Annotated in this window: 14 protein-coding genes and 1 riboswitch; of the genes, 9 read left to right on the forward strand and 5 right to left on the reverse strand. The window is 71.7% G+C overall.

Going from position 1 to position 17856, the window contains the following annotated elements; genetic code table 11:
* The first annotated feature begins 84 nt into the window (after positions 1–84).
* From PYR72_RS20260 to PYR72_RS20280, 5 genes are all read left to right on the forward strand, one after another.
* Complete coding sequence (locus PYR72_RS20260; RefSeq protein WP_275456626.1) at positions 85–1032, forward strand: hypothetical protein; 948 nt, start codon at positions 85–87, stop codon at positions 1030–1032.
* The gene (locus PYR72_RS20265; protein ID WP_275456627.1) at positions 1029–3824 is read left to right on the forward strand and encodes a DUF87 domain-containing protein; all 2796 of its coding nucleotides are present in this window, start codon (positions 1029–1031) and stop codon (positions 3822–3824) included. The genes PYR72_RS20260 and PYR72_RS20265 overlap by 4 nt, the downstream gene beginning before the upstream one ends.
* A 422-nt stretch (positions 3825–4246) precedes the next feature.
* Positions 4247–5533: a C2 family cysteine protease gene (locus tag PYR72_RS20270; protein WP_275456628.1), complete on the forward strand. Its 1287-nt coding sequence runs from the start codon at positions 4247–4249 to the stop codon at positions 5531–5533.
* Positions 5534–5537: 4 nt separating this feature from the next.
* On the forward strand, positions 5538–5810 hold the full coding sequence (locus tag PYR72_RS20275; RefSeq protein WP_275456629.1) for a DUF6406 domain-containing protein: 273 nt from the start codon (positions 5538–5540) through the stop codon (positions 5808–5810).
* Positions 5811–5939: 129 nt separating this feature from the next.
* On the forward strand, positions 5940–6542 hold the full coding sequence (locus PYR72_RS20280; protein ID WP_275456630.1) for an NAD(P)H-dependent oxidoreductase: 603 nt from the start codon (positions 5940–5942) through the stop codon (positions 6540–6542).
* A gap of 7 nt (positions 6543–6549) precedes the next feature.
* On the opposite strand, the gene PYR72_RS20285 is transcribed toward PYR72_RS20280, so the two are convergent.
* From PYR72_RS20285 to PYR72_RS20300, 4 genes are all read right to left on the reverse strand, one after another.
* Positions 6550–7476: an ABC transporter permease gene (locus tag PYR72_RS20285; protein ID WP_275456631.1), complete on the reverse strand. Its 927-nt coding sequence runs from the start codon at positions 7474–7476 to the stop codon at positions 6550–6552.
* A complete protein-coding gene (locus PYR72_RS20290) occupies positions 7463–8422 on the reverse strand; it encodes an ABC transporter ATP-binding protein (protein WP_275456632.1) in 960 nt (319 codons plus the stop codon). Before PYR72_RS20290 ends, PYR72_RS20285 begins: the two co-directional genes overlap by 14 nt.
* Before the next feature lie 69 nt (positions 8423–8491).
* Positions 8492–9874 carry a sigma-E factor regulatory protein RseB domain-containing protein gene (locus PYR72_RS20295; protein ID WP_275456633.1) on the reverse strand — a complete coding sequence of 461 codons (1383 nt, stop codon included), beginning with the start codon at positions 9872–9874 and terminating at the stop codon, positions 8492–8494.
* A gap of 839 nt (positions 9875–10713) precedes the next feature.
* Complete coding sequence (locus PYR72_RS20300) at positions 10714–11724, reverse strand: polyprenyl synthetase family protein (protein WP_275456634.1); 1011 nt, start codon at positions 11722–11724, stop codon at positions 10714–10716.
* A 768-nt stretch (positions 11725–12492) separates the two neighbouring features.
* Positions 12493–12698, forward strand: a riboswitch (cyclic di-AMP (ydaO/yuaA leader).
* Positions 12699–12702: 4 nt separating this feature from the next.
* Here PYR72_RS20300 and PYR72_RS20305 point away from each other — a divergent pair.
* On the forward strand, positions 12703–13455 hold the full coding sequence (locus tag PYR72_RS20305; protein ID WP_275456635.1) for a LysM peptidoglycan-binding domain-containing protein: 753 nt from the start codon (positions 12703–12705) through the stop codon (positions 13453–13455).
* 116 nt (positions 13456–13571) lie between these two features.
* Here PYR72_RS20305 and PYR72_RS20310 read toward each other — a convergent pair whose 3' ends face one another.
* Positions 13572–14378 (reverse strand): Cof-type HAD-IIB family hydrolase, encoded by an 807-nt coding sequence (locus PYR72_RS20310; RefSeq protein ID WP_059083536.1) that lies wholly within the window; start codon positions 14376–14378, stop codon positions 13572–13574.
* Positions 14379–14940: 562 nt separating this feature from the next.
* Between PYR72_RS20310 and fahA the strand changes: the two genes are divergently transcribed.
* From fahA to PYR72_RS20325, 3 genes are all read left to right on the forward strand, one after another.
* Positions 14941–16185 (forward strand): fumarylacetoacetase, encoded by a 1245-nt coding sequence (fahA, locus tag PYR72_RS20315; RefSeq protein ID WP_275456636.1) that lies wholly within the window; start codon positions 14941–14943, stop codon positions 16183–16185.
* Positions 16186–16777: 592 nt separating this feature from the next.
* Positions 16778–17581, forward strand: coding sequence for a GntR family transcriptional regulator (locus tag PYR72_RS20320; protein ID WP_275456637.1), 804 nt, complete (start codon positions 16778–16780; stop codon positions 17579–17581).
* 33 nt (positions 17582–17614) lie between these two features.
* The gene (locus PYR72_RS20325; protein WP_037723925.1) at positions 17615–17842 is read left to right on the forward strand and encodes a ferredoxin family protein; all 228 of its coding nucleotides are present in this window, start codon (positions 17615–17617) and stop codon (positions 17840–17842) included.
* Positions 17843–17856 lie beyond the last annotated feature (14 nt).

Consider the following 17856-nt stretch of genomic DNA (forward strand, 5'->3'; position numbering starts at 1 on the left):
CAATCGCCAGGGCTTACGGGCTACTTGTGTACGGGGATACGTGCGCGCGGAGAACGTGGCACGGGGAGACGGGGAACGGGGACGATGGACACGACAGGGACGGGGAGCCCCGTCGACTGGGCGGCCTCCGGCGCGGTCGGCGCGAACGTGGCGTACCGCAATCAGACGCTGCAGTACCGGGACGTCGAGCTGAGCTTCGACGAGTCCGTGGAGTTCAGGACCGTCAGACAGCTGTGGTTCCAGGCGGCCGTGGCGTCGTTCCTGGTCTTCTTCGTCGTCGGTCTGCTGCCGGCCCTCCTGACGGCCGACGTCGACGCCCTCGGCCCCGGTCTGATTCTCTCGATCATCATGTTCTGGGTGGTCTTCCTGCTGGTCCGGCAGAACGAGCCGATCTCGGAATGGAAGACACTCCTGGAGGACAAGGCCGCGGCCTCCTCCTCCGCGTACGCGACGATCTACGCCGCGCTGACCGGCCGCCGGATCCCCGTCACCGCCGTTCCCGCCCGGATCCGCAGCGACATCGCGCCGGAGGTCGTGCACAACCGACTGGTCGTCACCAGCGGCCGGTACGTGGCCTATGTGACCGTCTTCGCCTACGGCACCAGCCTCTACGTCGGCTGGACGATGTGGCGCAGCCGCTCCGGCGCCGTCGTGATCGGGCACTTCGTGAAGGATGTCGTCGCGTCGATGCTGAACCGCGCGGGCAGCCTCAACCAGATGCTGCGCACCGACCGGCCGCGCGCCATGCGGGAAGCGGTGCACTCGGCAGCCCGTGAAGGTGTGGAGATCGCGATCAAGGGCATCGAGGTGCCCCTCGCCTCGGCCTTCGGCCAGGAGCCACCGGTCCGGTCGGCCCCGGCCCCGGCCGCCCCGCCCGGACCTCCTGCCCCGCCGGTGTACCCGGCCGGGCAGCCGACGCCCGGATACCCGGCGGCGGGTCCGACGGGTCACATACCCATGGCACCGCCGGCACCGCCCGTCGCCCCGCACGCCCCGATGGACACGAACGGGCAGCACTGGAACGGGAGTTGAGCGCCACCGACCGGACGGCGGCCGGCGTGCCGACCGTGTCCGACGGGACGACCGTCTGGGCCTGGACGGCGGTACGCGTCGATGCCGCGGCCGATCTCACCGAGACCCGGGAGTACGCGGATCTCGCGGAGGACGACCGCCGGATCAAGGCGGTCGCCGCCGAGACGGCCTGGCTGACCGGCCAGTGGGGCACGGCACACGGCGAGCGCGTCGAGTTGCGCTACCTCACCGATCCAGCGGAGCGGGGCATGACCTGCGCCCTGCTCGGCCGTGTGTCGGCGGCCACGCCCGACCGGGCGGAGGCGGCCGCGCTCGCGCTGCGCGCCCGGCTGGCCGCACTGCCCCGCCATGTGCTCGCGAGCCCGGTCGAGGACCCGGCCGAGGTGACACGACTGCTGACCCCGTTCACGCCCGAGCCCGTCGCGGGTGTGGCCGAGATCCGCAAGCGGTACCGAGCCGGGGTGCCCAACCGTCCCGACGCGGGAGTGCGGTACTACCTCTCTCCCCAGCCGTTCACCGCGTCGGCGCCACCGTGGGACGCGCTGTGGCGGGCGCTGGCCGAGCACCCGTACCCGGTGATGCTCACGATCGGCCTGGAACCGTACGTCGTACCGGACGACCTCGGACCGCTGCTGCACCGCGTCGCCACGCAGTACGGCCGGCTCGGCACCCAGGGCCAGGTGCCGGACGGTCTGTGGTCGCCGGGCGCCCAGCTCGCCCCGGACGCCTTCGCCGTGGACGCCTCCCGGGTGTACGCCGACGCCGCGCGCCGCTACACCGGCCGCGCCTTCCGCATCCGGATCGCCCTGGCCTCACCCGCGAGGATCCCGGAGTCGCTGGCCGAGCTGGCCGGCGCGACGGTGTCCCCGCAGGAACGGGCACGTGAGCAGGGAGTGCTCACGGAGACGTTCAGCGGCCCGGCGCACAGCGTGGCCTGGCCCGGCCCCGGTGAACTCCCGGCCGCCTGGCAGGGGCTGACCACCCTGGAGCACGGGCGCTGGGGCGGCGACCACTGGTGGCGGCTGCCCGAACCGCTCTCGCCGCAGTTGCGGCTCCTCGCGGAGCTGGTGGACGCCCGCGAAGCGGGAGCTGCGTTCCGGCTGCCCCTGGCGGTGAACGGCCACATGACCGGTTTCCCGGTGCGCCGCCCCGGTCTCGCCGGTGAGACGGCCTACCGCGCGGACGGCCCCGCGATCACCCTGGGCCGCCAGCTCGTCCACGACACCCCGGCCGGGCCTCTGGGCATCGGACTGGACGACCTCACTCGGCACGCCCTGTTCGTCGGGACCACCGGTTCGGGCAAGACGAACACGACCCTGGCGTTCTGCGAGCAGCTGTGGCGCGACCACCGGGTTCCGTTCCTCGTCATCGAGCCGGTCAACTCCGAGCTGGACGACTACCGCTGGCTCGCCACACGTCCCGGGTTCGAGGACCTCGTGGTGCTCACCGTGGGGGACGAGACGACGGCTCCCCTGCGCCTGAACCCGTTCGAGGTGCCGGCCGGGGTGCGCATCAGCACCCATGTGGCCGGGCTGCTGGCCTGCTTCGACGCGGCGTTCGGCCTGTGGGACCCGCTGCCGGGCATCTACAACCGGGCGCTGCGGGCCACGTACGCGCGCAAGGGCGTCGTACCGACCGACATCGCGGGCCCCGACCACGAGTGGCCCACGTTGCGTGACTTCATCGCCGAGATGCGCCGGGAGTGCGAGCGGCTGGACTACTCCGGCGAGGTGCGGGACAACATCGTGGCCGCGTCCCGGCTGCGGGCCGAGTCGCTGGCCGAGGGCGCCTGCGGCAGCACGCTGGACGTGGCACGTTCCTACCCGGTGGCGGAACTGCTGCGCCGCCCGGTGGTTCTGGAGCTGGCGGCGATCGGCGACAACGAGAAGGAACAGTCGCTCGTGACCGCCCTGATCCTCCAGACGATGACCGAGCACTACAAGGCGAACCGCCCCGGCGGCTCGCTCTCCCACGTCACCGTGATCGAGGAGGCACACCGTCTGCTCGGCCGGCCCCTCGCCCAGTCCGGTGACGCGAAGGAGGGCAACGCCCAGGCGCGGGCGGCGCAGGCCTTCGCCAACACCCTCGCCGAGAACCGGAAGTACGGCGAGGGGGTGGTCATCGTCGAGCAGGTTCCCGGCAAGCTCGTGGAGGACGCGTACAAGAACACGAACCTCAAGGTCATGCACCGGCTGCCCGCCGTCGCCGATCGTGAGCTGATCGGCGGCACCATGCGCTTCTCCCCGGACCAGGAGCGCTACGCGGCCACCCTGGAGCCCTTTCACGCCTTCGCCCACCACGACCGCCTCGACCGCCCGGCTCTGATCACGGTGCCCGACGTCCGCGCGGCGGCGGCGCGGCAGGCGGGCGTGCACCGGGCTCCTTTGGCCACCTCCCCTGAACTGGCCTCCCGCTTCCGTGATTTCGCGGCGGAGGTGACGCCGGTGTCCGACGCCCTGTCCCCCTTTCCCGAGTGCGACGGCTGTGCCCACCGCTGTGCGTTCCGCTCCCGCGCGAGTACTGCCGTCTGGCCCGAGAACGCGAAGGATCTCAAGGAGCGGGTCGCTCGGTACCCCAAGTCCAAGCCGGAGCAGTCGGCCTGGTGGAGCGACACGACGGAGTGGGTCGCCGAGCTGGCGGACACGGTCCCCCTCCGGGACTCCGCCCCGGACGCCCTGCGCGACTACCGGGCCTGCGTCTTCATCCACCTTGCCCGCGCCGCCTGGCAGCGCAAGACCCTCCCGTGGGTCCGCCTCTACCGCGCCCACACCACCCCCGGACCCTCCACATGAGCGACCGCCCCACGGAACAGCCACCACCCCCGGAGACAGCACCGGACCCGACGGACGCACCGGACCCGACGGGCGAGCCGACAGAGGCCCCGGAACCGACGGAGCCCCCGGACCAGCTGGAAGCACCAGCGCCGGCGGCAGCCCGGGAGGACCTGGAAGCTCCGGAACCCACGGAGGCACCGACTCCGGCAGAGACACCGGCCCCTGCGGAGCACGGGGAACCCCACCCGCCCGAGGCACCGAGGGAACCCAGCGATCCGACGGAACCAGCCGGGCGGGCGGAGAACCTGGAGCCGACAGAGCCCCCGGACCCGCTGGAGGCACCGCAGCCGACGACAGCCCGGGAGGACCTGGAAGCTCCGGAACCCACGGAGTCTGCGGAGCCCGTGGCTCCCAGGGCTCCCGTGGACGCATCTGCCCCGGTGGAGCCGACGGACCTGCCACCACCGATCGAGGCCACGGAGGATCTCGACGAAACCGCCACCCCGGAGACCCCGGATGCGGCCGTCCCCAGGGACGCCCCGGATCCTTCAGAGGCACCGGCCGCCGCCTCCGGCGACATGACGCCCGCCCCGCCGGAGGCGTCCGCGCCCGGACCCGCGACGACCGAGTCGGACTCGGCACCCGAACCGCACCCCGTCGACAGCGAGGTGCCGACGGAACCGGCAATGGTCGAGCAGCCGACCCGGACGGACATGACGCAGGCCGCCCTGTCGGAGGCCCCCGATCCCTTCGAGGCCGAGGAGCCGGACGACACGGCGGAGGGCGGCTTCCTCGACTGGGCGCACGACGTGTTCTCGCACGTGGGGAAACCGGCCGATGTACCGGTGCCGAAGGAAGCGACGATCGACAGACCGGACTTCAACAATGTGGACCTGCCGGGGATAGGGCCACTGATCGAGTACGGCACCCCTCTCGACCGCCCCGACGGCACACGCCTCCCCCTCTTCGACGGCCCACCGGCCCGGGAGCAGACGCAGCAGGGCATGCTCAACGACTGCGGGGTCATCGCGACCATGGGTGCGGTCGCCGGGCATCGCCCAGAGCTGATTTCACAATGCGTTCGCGAGAACGACGACGGAACATACGAAGTGACGCTCCACCAGACCACATACGCTCCCAATGCAGACAGCTGGCGTCTTTATCAACCGACGGGTGCCGTCACCACCCTGAGTGTCACACCAGATCTGCCCACGCTGACCATGAGTTCAGAAAGCCCCGTGTTCGCCACTTCAGGAAACAGCGAGGTGGCCTGGCCCTCCATCCTGGAGAAAGCCATCGCGGGAGTCGATCAGACATGGAGCGAGGACCGGGCCAAGCCGAGTTCGGGATACGCAAGGCTGGACCGAGGCAGCAACCCCAACGTTCGGGCCGAGCTGCTCACCCAGCTCACCGGCGAGCCCGCCTACACCCAAGACTTCCCCACCCGGTACGACCCGCAAGGCCGCAGCCCGGACCGACAGCTCTTGGACACATTCCGAGAGAAGCTGGTCGATGGACATCCGATACTCGTGGGAACCATTGCGATCCAGAAAGACTCCCGACCCCTGCCGCATGGGCTCATCGAGAAACATGCGTATGAGCTGACCGAGGTAGACGACAGAGGGCTGATACACCTACGAGACCCGCACAACGGGGCGGACCCGGACCCGCTTTCTGTCAAGGAGTTCAGAAAGCACCTGAAGAACCGCTACACAACCACGGAGTGACACTGTGATCAACCAACTGGCGCTGCGCAGCGGTACGCAAGGACGAACCGAAGGCGCACGGTTCATCGTGCGTCACGTACAAGTCCCCGACGACAGCCCCGCCACCGTCTACCTCATCGTCATCACCGACGAGAACCGGGAATTCGAGCTGGGCATCGGCGACACCTTCCCCGTCCGGGACCAGACCTGGACCTTCGAGCGGATCGAGAAGCCGGCCACCGGCGACGACCAGTACGTGGTCCTGCGCAAGGTCGAGTCCACGCCCGACACGGACTGAGGGAATCGCCGTACGGCACGGCAGGCGTCCCCCGGAGTTTCCCCTTGGCAGACTCATGCATGCGCATATATTGTTCATGCATGTAGTCGTCGTGCGCCGCCGATCCACGCACCGCCCCAGGGGGAGCCCATGACCCGACGTTTCCTGTTCGTCCTCGGCAGCAGCCGGTCGGACGGCAATTCCGAGATGCTGGCCCGCGCGGCCGCCGAGCAGCTGCCCGAGGGGGTCGAGCAGCGCTGGCTGGACCTCGCGGCGCACCCGCTGCCCGACTTCGCCGATCTGCGGCACGACACTGATCACGTACGGCCGCGGGGCGACAGCAGGGCACTGCTGCTGGACACCACGCTCGCCGCCACGGACCTCGTGATCGTGTCGCCGCTGTACTGGTACTCCGTGTCCGCCCAGGTCAAGCGGTACCTCGACCACTGGTCGGGGTGGCTGCGCACGCCCGGGGTCGACTTCAAGGCGACGATGGCCGGCCGCACCCTGTGGGGCGTCACCGCGCTCGCGCACGAAGAGGAGGAGGTCGCCGAGCCGCTCATCGGCACGCTCAATCACTCCGCCGCGTACCTGGGCATGCGGTTCGGCGGAGTCCTGCTGGGCAACGGCAGCAAGCCCGGTGACGTGCTCCGCGACACGGCGGCCCTCACCCGCGCGAAGACGTTCTTCGCCGGGCCCGACGAGCCGCCGTACGCACGCTTCCCCTACGACACGGAAGCCGTCGTCGCCTGAGGCGGTGTCAGGCGGTGATGTCCTTCGCCGTGAACCTCGCCCACGCCGCCGAGCCGAACACCGCCGCGTACAGGGCCTGGAGGCCGAGGTTGCGCTGGAGGTCGTCCCAGTAGACCGGCTCGCGCATGAGGTCGGCGAAGGAGAGCCAGTAGTGGGAGAAGAAGTACGGGTGGAGGGCGTCGAGCTGGGGGATCTGGTCGAGGATCTGGACGGTGATGAGGAGCCCGACCGTGGTGGCCATCGCGGCGATACCGCTGTTGGTGAGGGTGGAGACGAACAGGCCGAGGGCCGCCACCCCGGTCAGCGAGGCGGCCACCGCCAGGGCGATCAGCAGCGCGCGCAGCAGGCCCTCGGAGAAGCTGATGCTCGTGCCGGAGATCGTCGCCAGGTCCCCGAGCGGGAACAGCAGTGCCCCGACCGCCAGCGCGGAGACGGCCACGACCAGGGTCGCGACCAGGCAGAACGTCATGACCGTCGCGTACTTGGTGAGCAGCAGCCGGGTACGGCCGGCCGGTGAGACCAGCAGATAGCGCAGGGTGCCCGCGTTCGCCTCGCCCGCGATCGTGTCCCCGGCGATCACGCCCACGGCCATCGGCAGGAAGAAGGGGAGGGTCGCGGCCAGGGCCGTGAACACCAGGAACAGCCCGTTGTTGGTGATCTGCGCGATGAACGCGGGCCCGCCACCGCCGTCCGGGCCGCCGCCCGCCGAGGACCCGTCCCCCGTCTCGATCCGCACCGCGATGCCGACCAGGACCGGCACCGCCGCGAGCACACCCAGCAGCGCGATCGTCCGCCACCGGCGGAAGGTGGTCAGCAGCTCGCTGCGGAAAAGGCCGAGGGTCCACAGGAGGCTGGGCTTGCGGGCTGCGGCAGCCAGAGGGACGGCTGCGGCGGTGGCCGTGGCGGCCGGTTCCGGCGTGTCAACCCGCGACATCGAAGCCCTCCCCCGTGAGTGCCACGAACGCGTCCTCCAGGGAGGCGCGTTCGAGGGCGAAGCCGCGGACGCGGACGCCCGCGGCGACCAGTGCGGCGTTCAGTTCGGCCAGGTCGCGCTCGGGGGCCGGCGGTTCCGCCGTCACCCGGCCGCCCCCGGCTCCCTCGTCCTCCGTCACGACCACGTCCCCGACGCCCTGTTCCTTCAGCACCCGGGCCGCGTCCGCCGTATCGGGGGTGAGGACGACGAGACGGCCGCGCGCGCCCGCGGCCAGTTCGGTCACCGGGCCCTGGACGACGAGCCGGCCGCGGGCCATGACGGCGGCGTGGGTGCACACCTGCTCGATCTCGTCGAGCAGGTGGGAGGAGAGGAAGACGGTGGTGCCGTCGGACGCCAGTTCCCGTACCAGTGAGCGGATCTCGCGCATCCCCTGCGGGTCGAGGCCGTTGGTCGGCTCGTCCAGGACGAGGAGGCGGCGCGGCTGGAGCAGCGCCGCCGCGAGGCCGAGGCGTTGCTTCATGCCCAGCGAGTACGCCTTCGCCTTCTTGCCGGCGGCGGCCGCGAGCCCCACCCGGTCGAGCGCGGCGGCGACCCGTGCGCTCCGGGTGCACGGGTCGGCGGTGGGGTCGGCGGAGTCGTAGCGCAGCAGGTTGTCGCGGCCGGAGAGGAAGCCGTAGAGCGCGGGGCCCTCGATGAGGGCGCCCACGTGCGGGAGCACCGTCCGGGTGGAGCGGGGCATGGGCAGGCCGAGGACCCGGGCGGTGCCGGAGGTCGGCTCGATCAGGCCCATCAGCATGCGGATGGTGGTGGTCTTGCCCGAGCCGTTCGGGCCGAGGAAGCCGAAGACGCTGCCGCCGGGCACCGTCAGTTCCAGGTGGTCCACGGCCACCTGGCCGCCGCGGAAGGTCTTGGTCAGCCCCTGGGTGTGGATGGCTGCGTCGGTCATGGCTCCCCTCGGGTACGGCCGGTGGGCCGGGGCGGCGGTGTCGCCGCCCCGGCCCACCGGCCGACATCGCTACTTCGCCGCGTCGGCCGCCTTCACCAGCGCGTCCTTGGTGACGGCGCCCGCGTACACCGCGCCGTCGTCGGTGAACAGGACGTTGATCAGCCGGGTCTTGAAGACCGTACCCGAGCCGAACTCGCCCTTGACCGGGTCGCCGAGGGAGTTCATGAAGCCGTCGACCCGGGCGTCGCCGGAGGACTCGCCGCCGGTGGGCAGGCCGCCGCCCTCGGCGCCGTCGTCGAACACGGCGATGGTGCTCCAGCCCTTGCCGATCGTCTTGAACCCGTCGCGCCCGCTCGCGAACTCGTCCTCGGACCCCTTCCCGGAGTCACGGGGGCCCTTGCTCTCCTTGCGGGACTCGGTGTTCTTCCCGTCCTTGAACCCCTCGCCCTTGCCGGGCTCCCCGAACAGGGAGTCGCCGAAGCCGGACTCGTGGTCGCCCTGCCTGCCCGCCTCGTCCGCCTCGGTGACCTTGGCGCCCTTCGGCGGGGTGAAGTCGAACGTCGAGGCGCTCGGCCTGCCGAAGTCGACCTTCGTGAAGCCCGCGTCCACGACGGCCGAGCCGCCGCTCGCCGGGGTGAGCGTGAACTTCAGCGGCAGCCCCGTCTTCGCGTCGACCGCGATCGAGATCGCCCCGACCGTCGAACCGGACTGCTTCGGCTCGATCACCAGCTTGTACGCGTCCCGTCCGGCGACCCGCGCGGTCCCGTCGACGGTCACGGACGTGGTGTCGTCCACGGCCTTCAGGGCTTCCTCGGCGAGCTGCTGCGGCGTGCCCGACACGTCCTCGGACCCGTCGGGGGCGCCCTTGGGCCCGCGCTGGTCCTTGCCCGCGCCGGCGTCGGTCGCGTGGTAGACCTCGTTCGAGGCGCTGTCGTACGCCCACAGGTCGTCGCCGTTGTGGATGACGCTGTACTCGGCGGCGTCGTCCAGCAGCGACAGCTTCTGCTTGTCGGGACCGTCGGTGGCGACCCGCAACGTGTGGGTGCCGGCGGCGAGTTCGAGGAGCTTGGCGGAGGGGTCGGCGGCCGAGCCGCCGTCCGCGCCGTCCCCGCCGGAGGGGGCGGCCTGCGAGACGAGGCCCTCCGCGAGGCCGCCCAGGTCGGGGAGGCCGAGGTCCGTGGTGATCTTCACCGTGCCGGACACCTGCTCCACGTCCGACGCTGCGATCTTCTCGATGAGTTCCTGCGCGCTGATCTTCGGCAGATCGGGGTCACCGGAGCCGGCGAAGGCCGGGACGAGCCCGATGGTCGCGGCGGCGACGCCCAGCACGGTGACCGGGACGACGTACCGCGCGGCCTTGCGTCGCCGTGCCGAGCGCGTCTCCTCGGCCTCGGCCGCGAGCACGGCGGCGTCGCCGGACCGGGCGCTGTCGTCGGTTTCGTACGGTGCCATGTGTGCCTTACCTCCGTCGTCGGCGGCGGCATCTTCTAGGAGCCGCCATTCTCACCCGAATCGGTGAGGAGTGGTGATACCCATCTGACCAAATCGGCCGGGGAGAAGCGTCAGACTCCGGGCTCAACTCGGCGTACTGCTACGGGATGACACAACGCGTCCGAACGTCCACCCGACCCGTAGGGGTCGTGCGGGACGGACGGCCGCCGGGGGTGTGGTCGGAGTACCCCGACACCACCGGCCCACGCCTGCCGCCCCGCACGGGCGCGGGCGCCCGGGGGACAACAGCGGGCCCGTACCGGTCAGGGGCACCGCCGGGCCTACGACGGGTGCGGGGCCCGTTGGGGGGTGGGGTGCCGAGGACGGGCCGGGCAGCGCAGGACAGGACAGGGCGGGGCAGGGCAGGGCAGGGCAGGGCAGCGCAGGGCAGCGCAGGACAGGGCAGCCGGGAGGTGTACGCGATGTAGTCCTGCGGGACGAGGCAGGACCGGGCCCGGCAGCCGGGCGGCCAGGGGCCCGAGGTGGTCGACCGCGCACGTCTCTCACGCCCGTCGGCGGCCAGCGGCCGACCGGCATGGGTCCAGGAGCCCGGCCACCGACCCCACCCCGCACCCCGCGCACCGCGAACCGGCGACGACCGCCGCACCCCACCGGGGCCGGCCCCGACAGGCCCCGCCCTCGCGCAGGCCGGCAGCGAAGCCAACCGACCCGGTGGCCCGCAGCGAAGCCAACCGACCCGGCAGCCCGCAGCACAGCCAACCGACCCCGTGGCCCGCAGCGAGGCAAACCGCCCCGGTAGCCCGCAGCACAGCCAACCGACCCCGTGGCCCGCGGCGGGGCTAACCGGCCCGGTGCACCACCGCGTCGCACAGTTCCACCAGGGCCGCCTTCGCGTCGCACTCCGGGAGCGGTGCCAGGGCGGACCGGGCCTCCTCGGCGTAGCGGACCGTGTCGCGGCGGGCCTGCTCCAGCGCGGGGTGGACGCGGAGGCGGGACAGGGCCTCGGCGAGGCGGGCGTCGTCGGTCAGGTCGGAGTCGAGCAGCTCGCACAGGGCGATGTCGTCCGGCAGCCCCAGCCGCCCCGCCCGCTCGCGCAGCCGCAGCACCGGCATGGTCGGCACGTGCTCGCGGAGGTCCGTGCCGGGCGTCTTGCCGGACTCGTGGGAGTCGGAGGCGACGTCGAGGACGTCGTCCGCGAGCTGGAAGGCCACCCCGAGGCGCTCCCCGTACTGGGTCAGCACGTCGACCACGGTCTCGTCGGCGCCCGCCATCAGCGCGCCGAGCCGTCCGGCGACCGCGACCAGCGAGCCGGTCTTGCCGCCGAGCACGTCGAGGTAGTGGTCGATCGGGTCGCGCCCGTCGCGCGGCCCGGCGGTCTCCAGGATCTGCCCGGTGACCAGCCGCTCGAACGCCTCGGCCTGGATGCGGACGGCATCGGGACCGAGGTCGGCGAGGACGTGCGAGGCGCGGGCGAAGAGGAAGTCGCCGGTGAGGACGGCGAGGGAGTTGTCCCAGCGGGCGTTGGCGCTCGGCACGCCCCGGCGCACCTCGGCCTCGTCCATCACGTCGTCGTGGTACAGCGTGGCGAGATGGGTCAGCTCGACCACCACCGCCGAGGGCACGACACCCGGCGCGTAGGGGTCGCCGAACTGCGCCGCGAGCATCACCAGCAGCGGGCGGAACCGCTTGCCCCCCGCGCGCAGCAGATGCTGGGCGGCCTCCTGGATGAACGGGACCTCGCTCTTGGTCGCCTCCAGCAGACCCTCCTCGACGGCCGCCATTCCGGCCTGGACATCGGCTTCGAGAGCCTGGTCCCGCGCGCTCAGCCCGAACGGCTCGACGACGGTCACGAGGGTTCTCCTGTCTGCTGACGTCTGATGACGGTCACACGGTCGGTCTAGGTCGCTCTCACGGTCGATGACACGGTTTGTCGATCTGTCGCTGTCATCACCCGAGTCAGCGTATCCGGTCACCTTTCGATCACCGCGAGCGCCCACGGCTTCGCCTGGAGTGGTATGGGACCGCACTCCTCCCATTCTTGATCAACTCATACACGCCGATATCCATCGACGCGCGTGCCGCACCCGTCCGCGCCCACCCGCGCGCCCGCCCACGCCCGGGCCCGCACCCCTGCCCGCGCCCACCCGCGACGCGTACCCGTTCTCCCCCGCGGAAACGCCTCCGCGCCCCGACCGCACCTCCAGCCACACCTCCAGCCACACCTCCGGCCGGCACCCCCGCCGCCCCCGGCCCGCCCCGGACCCACCATCCCCTTCACCACACGTCCCGATTTCGCCCCTTTTGAACCTGCCCCTCCAGGTCCGAGTTGACCGATTTACCACTTACCGTCATTTCACCCGACTCCTCCCGTGAGTTGAGTCACCAGCCCTCTCCGGCCCGCCACGCGACGCCCGCCCGCCATGCCGTCGACTTTCCCTTTGCGGTAGGCAAGTTGAGCCAGGAGACGAAGAGCCGATCTTGGGTCGAATCGCAGCAAACTCAAGGTCAACTGGACCAAAGCGCCAAACCAGGACTTGTTCCGATCGTGTGCTCTCGCATACGTTCACACCTCGTCCGGACGGACCGCCGAATCCTGCCGCCGCCCCGGACTCCCCACCCATCACCACTCATCCACGCACGGCAGGAGCGGGGGACCCAGGTAAGCCGTCGGTCCGAAGAACCCCCTTCGGACCGGCTAGGGGTGAAGCCACGCGCAGTACGCCCAGCGGACGCCGCACGCACAGCGGCCGCCGGGACGACGTGCGAGGCCGGGCATCTCCAGCCCGAACCCGACAGCTCACCTCGCAGGCGACGGAGAGGAATTCAGCATGCCCGCACAAGGCAAACACCGTCGTCCCAGAAGCAACGCGCTGACCCGTGGCCTCCTCGCCGCCGGCACCGGCGGGGCCGCGCTGGCCCTTCCGCTCACGGTCGCCACGACCGCGAACGCCGCCGCCCCGGCCCAGGCCGCCGCCTCCGTGCAGTCGGCCCCGCAGGCCGCGCCCGCCGCGGTGGTGCCCAAGGCCACGACGTACACCGTGGTCTCCGGCGACACGCTCTCCTCCATCGCCCGCAAGCACCACACCAAGGGCGGCTGGCAGCAGCTGTACAAGAACAACCGCGCGGCCATCGGCGACAACCCGGCGCTGATCCGCCCGGGCCTGAAGCTGAAGCTGAACGGCACCAAGCCGGCCGCGGCCAAGAAGGCGTCGACCGCGTCCAAGACGTCCACGGCCACGCAGGCGTCGGCCAAGACCTACGCGAACAACCTCGACGGCTGGATCCGCGAGTCGCTGGACATCATGGCGCAGAAGGGGATCCCCGGCACGTACAACGGGATCTACCGCAACGTCATGCGCGAGTCCTCGGGCAACCCGCTGGCCATCAACAACTGGGACTCCAACGCCGCCGCGGGCACCCCGTCGAAGGGCCTCCTCCAGGTCATCGACCCGACGTTCGCCGCGTACCACGTGTCCGGCACCCCGTACGACCCGTACGACCCGGTCGCGAACATCACGGCGGCGTGCAACTACGCCGCCGACCGGTACGGCTCGATCGACAACGTCTTCGGCGCCTACTGAGCCCTGCGGCTCATCCGCTCCATCTGCTCCATCTGCTCCATCTGCTCCATCTGCTCCATCTGCTCCATCTGCTCCATCTGCTCCCCTGGGCCGGCGGGCCCAGGGGAACAGCCCGTTCACGGGAAGAGCCGCTCCAGCACCACCGCGATGCCGTCGTCCTCGTTGGAGAGGGTCACCTCGTCGGCGACGGCCTTGAGTTCGGGGTGGGCGTTGGCCATGGCGACCCCGTACGCGGCCCAGTCGAACATCGGGATGTCGTTGGGCATGTCGCCGAAGGCGATGGTCCGGTCCGCGGTCAGCCCGAGATGGTCGGCGGCCAGGGCGAGGCCCGTCGCCTTCGTGATGCCGCACGGCTGGAGTTCGACGGTGCCGGGCCCCGACATGGTGACCGTCGCCAGCGAGCCGACCGCCATCCGCGCCGCCGACGCCAACTCGTCGTCCGACAGATAGGGATGCCGCAGCAGCACCTTGCTGATCGGCTCGCACCACAGGTCGTCCCGGCGCGGCACCTGCACCGCGGGCAGCGTGGGGTGGGGCATGAGGTAGCCGGGCTCGATCAGGGTGAGGCCGTCGACGCCGTCCTGGTCGACGGCGGCGTACACCTGCCCGACCTCGGCCTCGATCTTGCCGAGCGCGGTCTCGGCGAGCTCGCGGTCCAGGGTGACGGACCAGAGCAGCCGGTCCGCGCCGTGGTCGTACAACTGCGCGCCCTGTCCGCACACCGCGAGCCCCCTGCCGCCGAGATCCTCCAGCAGTGGGCGCACTCTGGGCGCCGGCCGTCCTGTCACCACGAGGTGCCTGGCACCCGCCCCCGTGGCCCGCGCCAGCGCGGCGAGGGACCGGTCGGAGAGCGTGTCGTCATTGCGCAGGAGCGTTCCGTCCAGGTCAGTGGCGATGAGTGAATATGCGGTGGGAGCGGCCATGATCAGAGAATACGGATGCCACACCCCATCGGTTCGACGGTCGCCGGACGACGTCCGGCATCCCGGCCACCGCGACCGCCCCTCGCGTCAACACCCTTTGCCCGAACGGTAGTTCAGCCGACCTGTCTCGGCCTGCGGGTCCGGGCGCCGCCCGTCCGCCGATCCCGCGCACGCACCCCGCGACCGGCCCGCCGCACCCCCGCCGCCGGCGACCTCGCGCAGTTCCGTACGTCCGTACGTCCGTCCGTCGAGCCCTCGCGCCACGACCGGGCCGTTCCGGACGGCGGGCCGGGGCGTCGCCGTGGCCGGTTCCACGGGGGCGCGCCGACGGCCGCCACACCCCGGCCACGCGCCACCACACGCACCCGCGCGCCGGCCCCCCACCCCCGGATCTCGGCCCGCCCGAGTCCCCCGGGGGCCATCAAGGCGGAACCTTTCTCCCCTTCCACTCCCTTACCGGCACATTGCGCACTCTTCAGACACTCCCCGATCTTCGCACCGCCCCGTAACGTGTGCCGCGACCAGAGGAACGACGGAAAGCACGAGAGCGAGGCAGCACCCGATGCCCCCCTTCGATGTCCCCGAAGGCGATCCCTTCGACGTCCCCGAGGGCCACCCCTTCGGGCCGCACAACCTCCCCTACGGCGTCTTCTCCCCCGCCGGCTCCGACGCCCGTACGGTCGGCGTCCGCCTCGGCGACCACGTCCTGGACGCCGCCGCCGCGGCCCACGCCCTCGGCTCCCCGTACGCGGCGCTCCTGGCCCACCCCACGCTCAACCCCCTGCTGGCGGCGGGGCGCACCGCCTGGTCGGACCTCCGCCGGGCGCTGACCGCGTGGCTCACGGTGCCCTCGCACCGGGAGACGATCGCGCCGCACTTCCACGCGCTGTCCGGCGTACGTCTGCATCTGCCGTTCGAGGTGGCCGACTACGTCGACTTCTACGCCTCGGAGAACCACGCGCGGAACGTGGGCCGGATCTTCCGTCCCGACTCCCCGGACCCGCTGACCCCCAACTGGAAGCATCTGCCGATCGGTTACCACGGCCGGTCCGGCACGGTGGTCGTCTCCGGCACGGAGGTGGTACGGCCGTCCGGGCAGCGCAAGGCGCCCGCCGATCCGGCGCCCGTGTTCGGCCCGTCCGTACGCCTGGACATCGAGGCGGAGGTCGGGTTCGTGGTGGGCGTCCCCTCGGAGATGGGGCGGCCGGTGGGCCTGCGGGACTACCGCGACCACGTGTTCGGGCTCTGCCTGCTCAACGACTGGTCCGCCCGTGACCTGCAGGCGTGGGAGTACGTTCCGCTCGGTCCGTTCCTCGGCAAGTCCTTCGCGACGTCCGTCTCGGCGTGGATCACTCCGCTGGAGGCCCTGGACGAGGCGCGGGTGGCGCCGCCGGAGCGCACGCATCCGCTGCTGCCCTATCTGGACGACTCCGGGCCGGACGTCGACCTCGGGGGGTACGACCTGCGGATCAGCGTCGCGATCAACGGGCAGGTCGTCTCGGAGCCGCCGTTCTCCACGATGTACTGGACGGCCGCGCAGCAGCTGGCGCACATGACCGTCAACGGCGCGTCCCTGCGTACGGGCGACCTCTACGGGTCCGGCACGGTCAGCGGGGCGGAGGCGGGTGAGCGGGGTTCGCTGCTGGAGCTCACCTGGAACGGGCGGGACGTCCTCGATCTCCCCGACGGCAAGCGGACGTTCCTGGAGGACGGCGACGAGGTGACCCTCACGGGCTGGGCCCCCGGGCCCGGGGGGACGCGGGTGGAACTGGGCGAGGTGAGGGGGCGGGTGCGGGCGCGGGACTAGTCGCCTGCGGTGGGGTGTTGGGCGGGTCGGGTGTACCCGGCGCTCGGTCGCCGGGCGGCGCCTCTTCGCCGTGAGGGCGGCGGTTCGCCGGCGGCGCGTGCGTGCGTCGTGGTTGCTCGCGCCGTTCCCCGCGCCCCTTCGGACCAGCGGGGGCGGCTCCAGTGCGCCCCGCACTCGGTCACCGGGCGGCGCCTCTTCGCCGTGACGGCCGCGGTACGTCGGCGGCGCCCGCGTGCATCGTGGTTGCTCGCGCCGTTCCCCGCGCCCCTTGTCGGGGCGCGGCAGCAGATCAGCTGCGCCTCGCACTTGCGCGCCGACGGGCGCTTCCTCGCCGTAACGGCCGGGGCTCGTCGGCGGCGCCCGCGTGCGTCGTGGTTGCTCGCGCCGTTCCCCGCGCCCCTTCGGGGGCGCGGGGTGTGGGGAGAGGGTGTCCCAGTTGGCGGCCTTCCTGTCCCACTTGCTGGACGGGGCGGTGGCAGATCTTCGTCACGCCGTCGCATAACCGCTGCTCAGAACCGCCGGGCCGGGGTGGCGACGTGGCGCAATACTTCGGCAACAATTCCTTCCCCACCATTTCGGTATGGTTCGAAACATGCCACCCACCGACCGCGTCCGAGAGCACGCCGGCCAGGGCGCGACCACCGTCGCCGCCCACCGCGCGCGCCGCCGGCTGCGTGCGGACCAGGCGCGACAGCTCGCCGACCTCCTGCGCCGCCAGCTCCTCACCGGCGGCTTCGGGGACGGCACCCTCCCCCACGAGTCCGTCCTCGCCACCGACTACCGCGCGACCCGCAACACGGTCCGCGAGGCCCTGGACCTGCTGCGCGCCGAGGGTCTGGTGGAACGTTTCCCCGGTGTCGGCACCGTCGTCGTCGCCCGGAAGTACCCCCACGGGCTCGACCATCTGAAAGGGCTCGCGGAGACCCTCCGCGAACACGGCACGGTCACCAACGAGGTCCGCACCATGGGCCCCGCACCGGCCCCCGCCCCCGTGGCCGACCGCCTCCGGCTCACGCCCGGCACCGACGTCCTCTACATCGAGCGCCTGCGCCGCCTGAACGGCCTCCCCCTCTCCCTCGACCTCACCTACATCCCCCTAGCCCTCGGCTCCCTGGACCTCGGCACGGCACTGCTCGGCGCCGACCTGGAGAACACCGACGTCTTCCGCCTGCTGGAGACGATCACCGGCCACCGCCTCGGCCACGCGGAGATCACCCTGGAGGCGGTGAACGCGGACACCCACTCCGCCGCCGTCCTCGAAGCCCCGCGCGGCTCGGCCGTCCTGATGCTGGAACGGCTCACCCACCTCGCCGACGGCCGCCCCGTCGACCTGGAGTTCATCCGCTTCCGCGGCGACCGCATCTCGATGAGCGGTCTGCTGCACCGCTCCCTGTAACAGCCCCTGTTCCACCCCTCCCTGGAGACAGCCATGCCTGTGGCGCCCCAGCGGGCCGACGTGCCCGTGACCATCGACGAGTCGAAGTGCATCGACGGCTGCACCCTCTGCGTGGACATGTGCCCGCTGGACTCCCTGGCCATCGACGAGAGCAACGGCAAGGCGTACATGCACGTCGACGAGTGCTGGTACTGCGGCCCGTGCGCGGCCCGCTGTCCCACCGGCGCCGTCACGGTCAACATGCCCTACCTGCTCCGCTGAACGCTCCGCTCCGG

The sequence above is a fragment of the Streptomyces sp. VNUA24 genome (assembly GCF_029167005.1).
Classification (GTDB): Bacteria; Actinomycetota; Actinomycetes; order Streptomycetales; family Streptomycetaceae; genus Streptomyces; species Streptomyces scabiei.

Excerpts from the sequence above, each read along its gene's own strand:
- PYR72_RS20295 (WP_275456633.1), bottom strand. The coding sequence starts at position 9,874 with ATGGCACCGTACGAAACCGACGACAGCGCCCGGTCCGGCGACGCCGCC.
- PYR72_RS20280 (WP_275456630.1), top strand. The coding sequence starts at position 5,940 with ATGACCCGACGTTTCCTGTTCGTCCTCGGCAGCAGCCGGTCGGACGGC.
- PYR72_RS20305 (WP_275456635.1), top strand. The coding sequence starts at position 12,703 with ATGCCCGCACAAGGCAAACACCGTCGTCCCAGAAGCAACGCGCTGACC.
- PYR72_RS20325 (WP_037723925.1), top strand. The coding sequence starts at position 17,615 with ATGCCTGTGGCGCCCCAGCGGGCCGACGTGCCCGTGACCATCGACGAG.
- PYR72_RS20260 (WP_275456626.1), top strand. The coding sequence starts at position 85 with ATGGACACGACAGGGACGGGGAGCCCCGTCGACTGGGCGGCCTCCGGC.
- PYR72_RS20320 (WP_275456637.1), top strand. The coding sequence starts at position 16,778 with ATGCCACCCACCGACCGCGTCCGAGAGCACGCCGGCCAGGGCGCGACC.
- PYR72_RS20310 (WP_059083536.1), bottom strand. The coding sequence starts at position 14,378 with ATGGCCGCTCCCACCGCATATTCACTCATCGCCACTGACCTGGACGGA.
- fahA (WP_275456636.1), top strand. The coding sequence starts at position 14,941 with ATGCCCCCCTTCGATGTCCCCGAAGGCGATCCCTTCGACGTCCCCGAG.
- PYR72_RS20290 (WP_275456632.1), bottom strand. The coding sequence starts at position 8,422 with ATGACCGACGCAGCCATCCACACCCAGGGGCTGACCAAGACCTTCCGC.
- PYR72_RS20285 (WP_275456631.1), bottom strand. The coding sequence starts at position 7,476 with ATGTCGCGGGTTGACACGCCGGAACCGGCCGCCACGGCCACCGCCGCA.